Annotated in this window: 11 protein-coding genes; 5 read left to right on the top strand and 6 right to left on the bottom strand. The window is 42.2% G+C overall.

The genetic code is table 11. The features are described 5' to 3' along the window. Positions 1-13 precede the first annotated feature (13 nt). From NWE73_RS13385 to rfbG, 3 genes are all read left to right on the top strand, one after another. Entirely contained in the window at positions 14-328 is a 315-nt protein-coding gene (locus NWE73_RS13385) for a GNAT family protein (protein ID WP_277578844.1), read from the top strand. A gap of 207 nt (positions 329-535) precedes the next feature. Continuing rightward, the gene (locus tag NWE73_RS13380) at positions 536-751 is read left to right on the top strand and encodes a BrnA antitoxin family protein (RefSeq protein WP_277578843.1); all 216 of its coding nucleotides are present in this window, start codon (positions 536-538) and stop codon (positions 749-751) included. Further along, the gene (gene rfbG, locus NWE73_RS13375) at positions 748-1,758 is read left to right on the top strand and encodes a CDP-glucose 4,6-dehydratase (RefSeq protein ID WP_277578842.1); all 1,011 of its coding nucleotides are present in this window, start codon (positions 748-750) and stop codon (positions 1,756-1,758) included. The genes NWE73_RS13380 and rfbG overlap by 4 nt, the downstream gene beginning before the upstream one ends. 2 nt (positions 1,759-1,760) lie before the next feature. Here rfbG and NWE73_RS13370 read toward each other — a convergent pair whose 3' ends face one another. Further along, positions 1,761-3,236, bottom strand: a complete 1,476-nt coding sequence (locus NWE73_RS13370) for an ArnT family glycosyltransferase (protein WP_277578841.1) — start codon at positions 3,234-3,236, stop codon at positions 1,761-1,763. 141 nt (positions 3,237-3,377) lie between these two features. After that, entirely contained in the window at positions 3,378-5,219 is a 1,842-nt protein-coding gene (locus NWE73_RS13365; protein WP_277578840.1) for an LTA synthase family protein, read from the bottom strand. Between the two features lie 348 nt (positions 5,220-5,567). Between NWE73_RS13365 and NWE73_RS13360 the strand changes: the two genes are divergently transcribed. Together NWE73_RS13360 and NWE73_RS13355 are read left to right on the top strand one after the other, a co-directional pair. Then, positions 5,568-6,980 carry an MBOAT family O-acyltransferase gene (locus tag NWE73_RS13360; protein WP_277578839.1) on the top strand — a complete coding sequence of 471 codons (1,413 nt, stop codon included), beginning with the start codon at positions 5,568-5,570 and terminating at the stop codon, positions 6,978-6,980. A 12-nt stretch (positions 6,981-6,992) separates the two neighbouring features. Then, positions 6,993-8,012: a hypothetical protein gene (locus tag NWE73_RS13355; RefSeq protein ID WP_277578838.1), complete on the top strand. Its 1,020-nt coding sequence runs from the start codon at positions 6,993-6,995 to the stop codon at positions 8,010-8,012. A gap of 21 nt (positions 8,013-8,033) precedes the next feature. Here the strand turns inward: NWE73_RS13355 and NWE73_RS13350 are convergent, their stop codons facing one another. The 4 genes from NWE73_RS13350 to NWE73_RS13335 form a co-directional block, all read right to left on the bottom strand. Next, positions 8,034-9,071: an acyltransferase family protein gene (locus tag NWE73_RS13350; RefSeq protein ID WP_277578837.1), complete on the bottom strand. Its 1,038-nt coding sequence runs from the start codon at positions 9,069-9,071 to the stop codon at positions 8,034-8,036. A gap of 2 nt (positions 9,072-9,073) precedes the next feature. Beyond that, a complete protein-coding gene (locus NWE73_RS13345; protein WP_277578836.1) occupies positions 9,074-10,207 on the bottom strand; it encodes a glycosyltransferase in 1,134 nt (377 codons plus the stop codon). A gap of 152 nt (positions 10,208-10,359) precedes the next feature. Then, the gene (locus NWE73_RS13340) at positions 10,360-11,502 is read right to left on the bottom strand and encodes an O-antigen ligase family protein (protein ID WP_277578835.1); all 1,143 of its coding nucleotides are present in this window, start codon (positions 11,500-11,502) and stop codon (positions 10,360-10,362) included. Between the two features lie 162 nt (positions 11,503-11,664). Further along, a complete protein-coding gene (locus NWE73_RS13335; protein ID WP_277578834.1) occupies positions 11,665-12,744 on the bottom strand; it encodes an MraY family glycosyltransferase in 1,080 nt (359 codons plus the stop codon). Positions 12,745-12,821: the final 77 nt, after the last annotated feature.

The raw sequence follows: 12,821 nt of genomic DNA, 5'->3' as shown, positions 1-12,821 counted from the left end.
CTAAACTCAGGAGATGCCATCAATCGATACAGACAAATATTTTATTCGCGAAAGTCTTTACAACCTTGTCGAGCTTTCATTGCTTGCACGCATGTACGAGGAATTTTGCATTCCAACGGCAAGTGCAGGAACTTTGAACAAAGCTTCAATCTCGCAAACGCTATTGAAAATGAAAGCCACTGAAGGCAGTGGTCAGCTTCGTGTAGCGATTCATGGTACGGATCCAGTGGGCTTCTATTGGCTCTATGAGGGAAAAGTTCTTGCTCATTGGGTGAACCCTGCGCATCGCGGTCAGGGTGTTGAAGAAAGTCTTCTAAACAAGCACTAAAGATAATTTCGAAATCATGAACATTTTAACCCTTACGGCGTCGGAAATCCGCACTTCGTAAGGGTTTTTTCGTTAAGTAAGTTGAATGCGTAAATAAAATGCCCCCAGTTTTTGAATAGTTAAGCCTTATTTGTGTTTGTGCATATGTTGTATGTACAAAGACGGGAGGACATGATAGTCTCGGAATCAGTACTACGTGAGGTAGCTATGAGAAAAGAGTATGATTTTTCTGCCGCCAAAAAGAATCCTTATGCCAAGAAGCTTAAGACCCGCATGACTATTCGTCTTGATGATGATGTTATGAGCTATTTTCAAATGCTAGCGGACGAGACTGAGATTCCCTATCAAACATTAATTAACTTGTACCTTAAAGATTGCGTGAAGCGAAAAATGAAGCCAGATATGGCTTGGAAGAAAAAATGAATCAAGAATTCTGGAGCGGCAAAAGAGTGTTCATCACGGGTCATACGAGCTTTCGCGGCAGTTGGCTCGCGCTGACTCTGCAAAAAGCAGGAGCCCAGGTTTTTGGTTATGCCTTGCCGCCAACAACAAGTCCCAATTTTTTTGATGTAGGTAACGTCAGTCAAAGCATGACCTCGACGTTTTCAGATATTCGCGACGCACAATCCTTAAAGTCCGCTTTGGAGTTCGCACAAGCAGAAGTCGTTTTTCACTTAGCCGGCGGTGGAGGTCTTAAAGACTCCTGGAGCCGCATTCCTGATGTGTACTCCACGCAAGTTATGGGAACGATCCACCTCCTTGAAGCGCTGAAGGAAACGGCCTCTGTGCGCGCTGTTGTAATTCTATCTTCTGACAAAGTTTATCGAAAAGAAGTCGGGGCAAGTTCGTTCAAAGAAACAGATCCGCTCGGTGGCAACGAACCTGCGGCAACTTCAAAGGCCTGCACCGAACTCATTGTTGAATCTTATCTTCAAGGCGTCTTTGCTCCAGAAAAATACAACAAGCACAAGATCGCAATAGCGACAGCTCGCATGGGCGCTGTGATTGGTGGCGGGGACTTCGCTCCAGATAGCTTGATCTATCAACTGGCGCAGTCTTGCCAAGCTGGGGTAGACCTTCCATTGCGAAACCCTGATTCATTGAGATCTTGGATGCATATTGATGATGCAGTAAGCGGTTTGATGTTGTTGGGGCAGTCTTTAATCGAGAAAGGCCCCAAAGCTGTAGGACCATGGAATGTTGGATCCGGAGTTGAAAGCATGGCGACTGTAAAGGTTATTAAGCAGGCATTCGTAAATGCATTCCAGGGAAAGCCTATGGTCAATATTGCAGAATCCCCAGGGAGATCCGTTCACGGGGGGCTGGATAATAGTAAAATTGAAGGCAATATAGGTTGGAGAATGCATTACTCCTCAGAGCAAGCAGCAGTGGCGGCGGCACATTGGTACCAAGAATATTACTCTATGTAAGCTCACGGTTTGTTTGTATCTGAGCTATTAGATGCGGATAAAGTGTTGATAAAGATAGAGTAGCCCAAATGGTGTTCTCTTTTTAAAAATTCATACGGTGGATAGTTTTTCTCCTTAATTTCGAAAAACGTCATGGCGGCTGCATTTAGCACAATGTAGTCGCGGTTAAACTTCGCTGCCATTGAAAAAAATGAAGGGGCATCTTGCTTCATGCGGCCTTCCAAAACAAAAAACTCATAGACCTGAATTCCTTGAATTTGCTCAAAACGTTCAATTTGGTTAAAGATAAAATCTAAGGGGGCAACGATTTTTGTGTTTTCAGGAAGAATCGAAGCTAGTTGTTCAAAAGAAGCTATTTCGTCGCGATTTGGCAGAATATAGGTCTTGATGTTGAGATAGGTTGCAGTCCCTAAGCAAATCAAAATGAATGGAACTTTCCAAAGCGGAATTCTTTTTGGCCAAGAAATTAAGATCGCTAAAAAGAAAAAAGGTTGAGCGTAAATAAGATATTTTGAGGTTTTCCCATGGGAAATCAGAGCTAAAAGCAGGCAGAGAGTCAGAACATATATGACCAGTTCGGAATCCTTTTTGAAAAGCAATTTTGCATTCGGTAATACCAATACCGTAAGCAGCAAGGTGTAAGCGATTTCCATTGGACTGTGCAGGTACCGCCTTTGTTCGTCTATTAATTTCCATAGATAGTGAAGAGGACCGCTGAATTCACGGTTGATACTGGGGTCATTTTTAAATTGTAACCAGAAAGTGTGTAACTCCGCTAAGGAGTGTATATCATGAAGGTAAAACAGAGACAGCAAACCAGCACTCGCCGCAAATATCAGTGTGCCACGGAAATCTTTACGCCATATCAGTAAAACAATTCCGGAGCCGATCATAAGAATTCCGTTAAGATGGCTTGCCGTTGCTAAACCTGCAAGAATCCCAGCAAGCAGTGCAAAACGGGCGCCCTCTTCTTTGGCGATTTTGAGACAGTAAAAAGACAATAATCCAAATGACGTCACAGCTAAATCGGGACGAAAGGTAAAACCCAACTCAAAAACCCAGCAGGAGGTAAAAAGGAGCAGAAGTCCAAGATGCCAAAGATAGCCTTCCAGTTTGTAGAAGTTAAATATCTTTCTAAATGTAAATATAATAAGGCCGAGATAGGCCAGGCTGAGTGACTTTAAATAATAGATATTGAAACCAAAAAGTTTACTAATTAAAGCGCCTTGCCAGATATAGAGTTTATGCCAAACAAAGAGCTTCTCTTCATGCCCCATAAATCCATGAAAAAGTTCCGATCGAACATGTCCATCATGAATCAGCCAGTACACTTGCTCGCCAAGCCACGCGTCATCAATGTGGATCCAACGATGCCATAAGGATAAAAGGAAAAAGACGACAGCTAGGGCAGTCCCAAAGATGAAAAAGTTTTGTTGATTTTTTTGGTTGAGGCTAAAATTGTACTTAATTTTATCCATCCTCGCTGAAAAACCTGTATTAGTTGTTTTTCACTTAAGGATGGAATTGTATCAAAAAACGCTTAATGACTATGAAACATGCCAACAAACATCAGTCAGTTTTTTGCTATCGAAAAAAAGCGTTCCAGTTCTCTGTTGGATCTATTTAAACAAATACTCCTGCGATTCTTTAACGAAGCTCAAGCTGTTAAGGTACATTTGCTCGGCGGTATCAGGACACGGCAGGGCATGGGCAAAAGTTTTGTCCTCTTTCCAGCGATAACATTTCTTTTCGCCGTACTTGCGGATGTTAGAAACCACCGACCAAGGACCCTCAAACCACGCAGATTCCCCCAAGTGGAAGATGCTGGCACCTTCGCTGTACTTTTCAGGGTGCAGCAAAGAGCGGCCCAAGAAAGTGGGAGCCTTTGTGCCAGTGAGGTCTGCCAAAGTTGTCGCGACGTCATTTTGATGGAACACACCTGAAACCAATTCTTCTTTGAAAGGCTTGGCAGGGGAGTTTCCACTGACGGAATGATACTTCATCAAGAAAGGCAGATAATAGTGTTCAAAGAAACTATTGGCATAAGTTGTGTGATCCGCAATCAACACCAACACCCAATCCTTCTTCCATTTGCGCTTGGTGAGTGACTGATAGAAATCCGCCAACTCTGAATCCGCGTAATGAAAGTGTTTAAACTCTGCAAGTTTTTTGAGCTCGGTATTCACACCCTTCGGAAGAACATTGTCATGAGTCGAATTGGTATTGATACCGATCAACATAGGCTCTTGCATTTGATCCATTTTGCTTTGAGCAAACTTATAAAGATCATGGTCGAAGACGCCCCAAGTGTTTCTGTCTAAGTTTTCCCAGTCTGGAATTTCTTTCTTCCCATAAGAGTTTTGAAATCCTGTTTTCAAAGTCAGCAAGCCCACGCCACTGGTGTTTTGATCAGATCCTTGGAAGAACGCTGAGCTATAACCTTTTTTGCCTAAAAGTTGCGGCAAGCAAGTGAAGTCTTTGTTCTCAATCTCGCTGAACATAATACTTTTGCCCAAAGGATTAGGCAGTCCACATAGAGATGCAAATAGGCCTTCAGAGGTGCGATGTCCCCCGGCTAGCATCAGTTCAGGACGTAAAGACGTCTGCTGAAGTTGATTGAAGAAGGGGAGCAAGGGTTTGCCATCCTCACTCATGTCCGTCAGAATCCCTGACCAGCCTTCCAGGAAGACGATAACGATGTTCCCATCGAAGTTTCCGCTCGGGTTGTTGATTCCACGAAGTGATTTCCATTTCTCAAAAATTTGCGCAGTCGGAACTTCGCTAGGAACTGTGATGTTTTCTTTGCTGGATTTCTTTCCAGAGAAGATCGCCCAGACAATCCCATACGAACCATTCAAAGCCAAAGAAGCTCCCGTTGATCCACCACCTGCTTTATATGCCCATGAAGGATCTTGAGGAATCCCATCGAAGCCGCGGCAGAACACAAGGCTGATCGCTGTAACAAATAGGAATGCAGGAACTCGCAGGAAGATATTTTTAACCGGGGCATAGCCCGCCTTCACGAAACTGCGCGCAAGTGCTGTTCCAATAAATACCAAAAGCACCGGAAGCCAGTACTTCATCAGCAAGCCACCCAAAGAAGACTCAATGGTGACCAGATTATACACTTCATACGAGATATGGCGCCCTGACTCCTTCATGTACAAAGCGTCTGCCACTACAAACAGCACATACAAAAAGAACAACAAACCATTGAAGGTTTTGAATTTGCCTTTGCTGTAGTTAAAAAGGACCAAACTTCCATAAAGCAGAAAGTACAAGAAGGCCGCCATGGCTAAGTCAAAATGCCAGCCGTACCAGAATGGCTGAAGGGTCTCGAAAATGCTTGAAGGGGAAGAAAGACTCCAAAGGCCGATGTAAAGTGCCACACAGAAGCGCAAAGCCATACCGACCAGGGAAAGCTTCAGCAGATAGGAGAAAGAAGATTTTAAGAATGTCATAAGCAGCAGCTTCCTATCCAATTAAAAGGCGTAAAAAGTGGTCGAAAAAAATTGTCGAGAGTTGTTTGTAAATGGGATGAGAGAAAAAATAAAGATGGCTCTTATTCGACGCATAATATTAGTATTATATGCCACCAATCAGGTCGCTGCCTGAAAAACGAGCATTTGATTGGCCAAGGTCTTGGATAGCTAGTCTGAAGACTAAAGAAATATCCAGTTCGCCTCTGTCCAGTTCACCTCTTTGGAAGAGTAAACTATAAGTTGTTACTTTTTGCGCTGGCGTTGCGTTGCATTCTATCGAGAGGCACAGCACTAGACAGCCTTGCTGGAATCATTTAGGTATCTGTAATGTTATTTAATTCGTACTCCTTTATTTTCCTGTTTTTGCCTATCACCTTGTTGGGCTACTACCTGATCTCAAAAAAGCAATTACAGCTTTGGTTCCTGCTTTTAGCGAGTTTATTTTTCTATTGCTATTGGAGCACCACCTACGTCTTCTTGCTGCTTTTCACAGTGATCCTCGACTTCTATATTGCGCGCAGTATTTACCGAGCCCAAACTCAACGTGCGCGCAAAATACTTCTGCTGACTTCGATGATTTGCAATCTCAGCATTTTGGGATTTTTTAAGTACTTCAATTTCTTTGCGGAATCCATCAATGGTCTTTTCACCATGGCTGGGCAGGGCGCTCCGTTACCCTATACTCATCTGATTCTGCCGATCGGGATTTCGTTTTATACCTTCCAGTCGATGTCTTATGTGATCGACGTCTATCGTAAGGCTTCGGATGCTCATGCGAATCTTCTTGAATTCGCCGGTTACGTGACTTTGTTCCCGCATCAGATTTCGGGCCCGTTGGTTCGGCATAACAACATCGTTCCGCAGTTGGAAGACGCTAAGACTTATGTTTTTCATTCAGACAACTTCTGGCGTGGGATGTATTTCTTTATCTTCGGTCTTTCTAAAAAGATGCTGATCGCAGATCGTATTGCCTTGGTTGTCGACCCTTTGGTGAACAGTATGAGTATGACCTCAAACCTCGAAGCCTTGCTTGCAATGTTGGGTTATACGGTTCAGTTGTATTTCGATTTTAGCGGATATTCTGACATGGCAGTGGGGCTTGGATTGATGATGAACATCGATTTCCCGCAGAACTTCAATTCGCCGTATAAGTCTCGTTCGATCACCGAGTTCTGGCAGCGTTGGCATATTTCGTTGTCTTCTTGGTTGCGTGATTATCTATACATTTCCTTGGGGGGGAATCGCCAAGGGTCGGTGAAGACTTATCGCAATTTGTTTTTGACGATGGCGATTGGTGGGTTGTGGCATGGGGCTAATTGGACTTATCTTGTTTGGGGATGTTTCCATGGTGTCCTGTTGTTGATTGAGCGCTTCTTTAAAAATTTAGGCGTGAGCTTAAAACGTGTGCCAGCTTTGAGTTGGGCGATGACCTTCATATTGATCAATATTGGTTGGGTGTTTTTTAGAGCTCCCAGTGTCAGCACCGCTCTGATGTGGATTCGTAAGGCCTTGTTCATGACCAGCCAACACAGCTTCGATTTGACGTTTATTATGGCTAGAAACAAAGACCGTTTCTTTGTGGCTTTGGCTGTAGGGTTGCTGGCTGCTCTGTTAATGAAAAATACGTGGCAGTTTTCATTCAAGCCAAGCAAACGACGAGCACTGCTTTTAGGCTTTTTGCTTGCGTTGTGTTTGACCTATATGGGCGAAGAGTCGCCGTTTCTTTATTTCCAATTCTAAAGGGCTGCGACAATGCTAAAAGTAAAAAACAAAACCACACAGTATATATTTCTGATCTTTGCATCCCTGACCTTTTTCTTGGGGCTGGTTGCCTTGTTTAATTTTACGGTAGATCCGATGTGTTACTACCGCTGTGATAAAGTGGATTTGAATAGAAAAACGCAGAACGTTTACTATCGATCCGCACAAACAGCGGTGGCGAATCCAGATGCGGAAGTGATTGTAGTGGGTTCATCCCGAGGCGAGCGCGTGCCTCCGCATTGGGTGGAGAGTGTCACGGGCCTAAAGACTATCAACCTTTCTCAGGGTGGATCTGACGTCTTTCTGAAAGTGGCTTTGTTGAATATTGCTTTAGAGCAGAATCCCAAAATTAAAAAAGTCATTTGGATGGCAGATTACTTTGAACTCACCACCAGAACGACAGATATCAAAACTCGTTTGACGCCAATCTTACGAAAGTATTCTGGAATGGATAGAAGCGGAGTCGGGCACGGGATTCTTCTGGAGCAGCTCCAAGGCTTGATCGATCATCGCACGCTAGAGGCTGGTATTGAAATGTCTGGCAAATCATACTCTGAAACCTTCAACAAGGAAGGTTCGGGTGATAGTATTGACTATCGTCACTGCCAAGAGCCAGGATTTGTTGGGCCGACGCCTCCAGAGATGATGCAGAAGAAAATCAGTGAGTCTTATGCAATCTTTGGGAACTTTTGGGCAGATGAGCAAAATCCAATTTATTGGAACATTTTTGAAAATGAAATTCGTGATCTTAGTGCGAAAGGGATTGATGTGATTATCAATCTGGCGCCCTTTCATCCTCAACTTGTTGCTAGGGCAAAAAACGAGAATCCTATGACCGAACAAAATCAAAACAAGTGGGTGGAGCGTACAAAGGCTCTTGCTGACGGTCGGGTTAAGGTGCTGAACTATGTTGGTGGGATTCCGAATGATGATGGAAGTCCACGATACTGGGAAGATGGTGCTCATCCGACGTGTTTTGGTGTTATTGAGATGTTAAAAGATGGATTTTAGTATTTTAGAATAACGGCATTGCTATATAGGCCAGAACTTCCTAGTAAGTAATGTTTCAACGGACAAGACCAAGTAAGCGATTCCTATTACGAGGGTTGTGGCAATCAGGACTGAAAGAGTCTCGCTAGTCGAGTACCCAATGCCTTTCATGATTATTACGCCAATATACTGGTGAACAAGATAGAGAGGATATGTAAGAAGTCCCAACTTAAGAGTAATTTGATTTTCCTTGACCTGAATAGGGCCACGTAAAATCAAGAAGAATATGGCCAGAAAGGCTGCTATCGTAAGATTGTAGATCCAAGCTGAGTAATAGGCTTGGTGTAAGTTCTCATTTAAGATCGAAATCTGATGATTGCCTTCGAGAATGGTCAAAATATAGGCGATCAAAAAAGTAGCATAAGAAATTTTTGAAAGTCGATTTTGCCACCAGAGATAGAAGATCGATCCCATGGCAAAATAAGGTGCATAACTTCCCAATAGGAAGTTTAGGTTCTTGTCTTGGTCACCAGGCAAGATAGTAAAGAAAGTTACGGCCAAGATCCAAATGAAATAAATCAGTTCAATTTTTTTGATTCCTTTAAAAATCAGAACCAAAAATATAAAAAGGTAGAACTTAATCTCAACAAAAATGGACCAATAGGCGCCATCAATCGGGTATTCCCTAAGAATGTCCGAAAGTAAGGTCATGTTTATAAAATATTGAGACCAGGTCGGGTGGTAAATTGGAGCACCGAAAAGCAAAGTTAAAGTAAAAGTTAATGTGCAAGAGATCCACAAGGCAGGGCAAATACGTTTAGCTCTGGATGCTATGAATGTCTTAGCCGATCTTTTTTCCGCAGACATTAGGATGACAAAGCCGCTAATGATGAAAAAAAGTTGAACACCAAGGAATCCGTAGCGCGTGAATATATCCAAACTAGGAAAAGTTCCCGGAGGGATATGATGGATTAGAGGCTCTCTGAATGTGAAATGATATAGCAAAACGAAGACTGCCGCTATGACTCTAAGAATATCTAGTTCGGGAAGACGCGACTTTACAGATTTTATATCCACCATAGCTATTCGAACTCTTCAAGTAGCTTATAAAGCTTTGGCAAAATATTTTGAATTGAGAAGTCATTCGCTCTTTGAAGTGACTTTTCTTTAAAAGCTACCACTTCAGCGGGATTTGCCAGAAATTCTTCAATAAGATCTGCCAATGCAATCGAATCTTGCATTGGATATATTTTTCCATAAGCTCCATTTCCAAGAATTTCGGCAGGACCCACAGGGCATCGGCTGGCAATTACTGCCTTTCCCAAGCTCATTGCTTCGACAATAACCAAGCCGAATCCTTCTCGGTGGGCGGAGTGTACAAAGAATAGCGAATTTTTAATCCATGGATATGGGTTTTTTCGTGCACCTAAAAGATGAATAGTGTCATTTAGATTGAAAGTGTCTATTAAAGATTGCAGTTCATTTTTTAAATTACCATCGCCAATAATGTAATGAGTATATTTAATTCCTCTATCCTTGAGTATCTTTGCGGCTCTGATGACGGTTTGAAAATCTTTACCTGGTACTAGTCGTGCGACTGAGACTACATAATTATTCTTCATCAGTTCTTGATCTGTCGCTGAAATATTTATGTCGTTGGCACCAGTTCTAATTCTGTCGAAATTAAAGGGATTAGGAATGATATAAAGTTTCCTTTTCAATGAAGGAAAAAGAGACTCCATTTGTTCCCTCATTTCTTCGCAAAGGACCACTATCCTTTTGTAGTGACGAATTCTCAGCAAATACTTTGTGCGCTCCATGAACCCCATATGAGACTTATCGCCATGCATCCAAAGAATGACGTTTTCATTTTTAAATTTGGATGTAACCTTGTCTAGGACGGGCGAGAAGTCGATAATGATTTTAGGGGCATCGATTTTTGCTAATATGTCTTTCAACCGAGCGACCAGAAGTTTCCGAAACGAAGAGGTCACGTGAATTTTTTGACTCACTTCCTCGGCACCGAAAAGATGAATAACTTGAATGCCAGTGGGAATTGAACTTAAAAGAAAGTTCTTGTCACCCAAGTCATCGCGAATGACCAGAGTAGCATCGTACTTTGACAAGTCAATGCCCTGAAGATATTCGACAAGAACGACCTCAGCTCCGCCATATGATAGATGCTCTGTTAGAAAAACTAAATGCTGTGTTTTCATCTGCAAGATCATCGTAAGGCTAATTGGTGGGCCAGGTCAACCGAACGTCAGGTTTAGTTCAGAAGGGCTCTTTTGTGAGCAACTGAGAGCCGCTATTAGTCTCTCGATGGAGATGAAAGAAGGTAGTTTAGAAGTATTCACTACCAAAGCAACTATTTTACCTTAAAAGAGTGCTGTATTTCCAAAGTATACCCGGTGCACATACCAACAAACAGCAGTAAGTAGGCTCTGGATTCATGAAGCATCATCGGACATTCCGTTAGGCCGCTTGCAAGATAGGCGATAAGTACCAAAAGCCCCCCAAGTGCGACCTTTCGATCGGTTAGATCCCTCGATGATTTGTATGATTTGAAAAACAGAGCTATTCCGAGAGTAAATGCGGAACAATAAGCGATGAAGCCAACTAATCCACTGCCAGCCAAAATTTGTAGAAACTGGTTGTGTGCATGTGAAACGAAGGTTTCACCACTTAACCCAAGCTTTGTATAGTATTCAGGAACTAGACGAACATTCTCATAAAAACCAACCCCGAAAAATGGGTGGTCTTTAAAAATGTTCCAATTTACATTCCAAATTTGTAGGCGAAGAGCGGAGGAGTTGCCCTTCTCAATTTGGAATGAGTACATCAGTCTTTCTTTAAAGCTAAAAATATTAAATAAGAAAAAGATCAAGAATAAAAAGGGAAGTGTCAAGAGGCTCAGCTTGAATTTACTATTTTTGATTAAAACAAAGAGGGCGAAAAGAGTTGCGGCCACGCCAATCCAAGCACTGCGAGTAAATGTTCCATAGGTAACTAAAGAAAAAATGAGTATTGTAAAAATATTTTTCTTATTGAAAGTTCTTTCAGAAGTGATGTTGACGACCTCCCAGGCTAGGATGAATGCCAACGGTAGGATGATTGCCAGTGAGAAGTGATTTGGATTATGATAGAAACCACGTAAACGCTCAATGCCACCGTATAAATTGTCTCCCATTGGGTGGTAGTACTGCCAGACAATAGATAAGATGAGAAGTACAGTTAGTGCGAAGAATCCGTTAGCGATTACTTTGTTGTTGAAAGAAATGTATCTACCAAGTGTGACAAATGAATAAAAGGACAAGATCCAGCGTAAGCTTAAAATATCATCCCATTGGTCTTTTTGCATTGGTGAATTTTGTGAGTAGCCAATAAGGTTTGCGACGATCCAAACTAAAATACAAACATTAGCCAGCCCTAGTTTTTCAATGAAAAGGCCCGCGCTTATTTTTTTTGTTTTTTGAAATCTGATGTAAATCGCAAGTACAAAACTTAACACGAAGATAATATCTGACAGGTTCCATTTGATTAAATTTAAATAGAGGCCACTAAAAAATAAAATGGAAGCTAGCATCCCGATTTTTGCTTTGTATATGCCTGAAGTACTATTTGCGGGTCGAGAGTTCATGAGATGCGGACCTTTCGCTGCAGCAGCTTGATTTTATCGAACAAGCTGGTTCTTATGAGAAGAGCAGCAGTATCTTCTGGATGCAATGACAGAGAGTTTTAAAAAAGATGAAAGGAGCACGAGGATAATGACTAAGTCCATAGAGCGCAAATTTCTTAAATAGAGGGCGACGCCCAAGAAAAAAAGAGATGCTGCGTAGAGAGTCACTGAGACTTTGACATGAGAGAGTCCCATGTCAATAAGTAAATGATGAATGTGGTTTCTATCGGCAGAGAAAGGATTGCGCTTCTTAAATAGGCGATAAATGAAAACACGCGTCATATCAAGCAGTGGAATCAAAACAGCCGCGATGGCAACTCCAGGCGCTGCCTTGATATAAAGTGCTGAGTTTTCAACTCCGGGCATGCGATTTCCCTCAATAAATTTAATTGCCAGGATAGATATGATAAACCCAATGATCATGGAGCCGGTATCGCCCATGAAGATCTTCGCGTGATTGAAGTTAAAGAAAAGGAAGCCAAGTAGTGCGCCAGCTAATGAGAAAGCCAGGGTTGAAAGCGAAAATGAATTTGTAAGCGCGAACCAAACTCCAAAAAAGATACTTGATATCAGGCCGAGACCGCCGGCAAGCCCATTGGCGCCATCAATGAGGTTAAATGCATTTATAAGCGAAACGATGATAATAATGGTTAGAACAATTCCAGTTGGCTCTGAGATCGCCCCAATTTCAAACATTCCCCAAAGGTTTGTTAGGCGCAGATTTCCCAAAACTGTTAATAAAGCCGCACATCCAATTTGTACGGAGAGCTTCTTCCAAGGGGCTAAAAGAAGGATATCATCTTTAACGCCAGCAAAAAACAGCAAAACCAAGGCCGGAATCATGAAGTGAATTTCATCAGTTCTTAAGAAATCTGAGAAAGACGAGAAAGCAAAAGTGGTTCCTGCAAAAATAGCAATTCCACCAAGTGTTGGTGTTTTTTTGCTATGAATTTTTCTCTCGGAATCTGGCTCATCCATAAGATGCTTGAGATCAGCAACGCGGATGATAATTGGAATTGAAAATACCGCGATAGCAAGCGAGGTTAAAAATGGTAAGACTGTATAGAAAATCATAATAATTTATAAGTTTGTTAACATCAGCTAGCAATTTATTTCGGGTTCTTCAGTTTGTTCTGACGTTGGGCATCAGG

This window comes from Bdellovibrio svalbardensis, assembly GCF_029531655.1.
GTDB classification, from domain to species: domain Bacteria; phylum Bdellovibrionota; class Bdellovibrionia; order Bdellovibrionales; family Bdellovibrionaceae; genus Bdellovibrio; species Bdellovibrio svalbardensis.
The sequence above is the reverse complement of the archived record's forward strand: the minus strand, read 5'-3'. Positions and strand labels throughout refer to the sequence as shown.

Bases quoted from the DNA above. Each gene is read 5' to 3' on its own strand.
- NWE73_RS13385 (WP_277578844.1), top strand. From the start codon at position 14: ATGCCATCAATCGATACAGACAAATATTTTATTCGCGAAAGTCTTTAC.
- NWE73_RS13380 (WP_277578843.1), top strand. From the start codon at position 536: ATGAGAAAAGAGTATGATTTTTCTGCCGCCAAAAAGAATCCTTATGCC.
- rfbG (WP_277578842.1), top strand. From the start codon at position 748: ATGAATCAAGAATTCTGGAGCGGCAAAAGAGTGTTCATCACGGGTCAT.
- NWE73_RS13370 (WP_277578841.1), bottom strand. From the start codon at position 3,236: ATGGATAAAATTAAGTACAATTTTAGCCTCAACCAAAAAAATCAACAA.
- NWE73_RS13365 (WP_277578840.1), bottom strand. From the start codon at position 5,219: ATGACATTCTTAAAATCTTCTTTCTCCTATCTGCTGAAGCTTTCCCTG.
- NWE73_RS13360 (WP_277578839.1), top strand. From the start codon at position 5,568: ATGTTATTTAATTCGTACTCCTTTATTTTCCTGTTTTTGCCTATCACC.
- NWE73_RS13355 (WP_277578838.1), top strand. From the start codon at position 6,993: ATGCTAAAAGTAAAAAACAAAACCACACAGTATATATTTCTGATCTTT.
- NWE73_RS13350 (WP_277578837.1), bottom strand. From the start codon at position 9,071: ATGGTGGATATAAAATCTGTAAAGTCGCGTCTTCCCGAACTAGATATT.
- NWE73_RS13345 (WP_277578836.1), bottom strand. From the start codon at position 10,207: ATGAAAACACAGCATTTAGTTTTTCTAACAGAGCATCTATCATATGGC.
- NWE73_RS13335 (WP_277578834.1), bottom strand. From the start codon at position 12,744: ATGATTTTCTATACAGTCTTACCATTTTTAACCTCGCTTGCTATCGCG.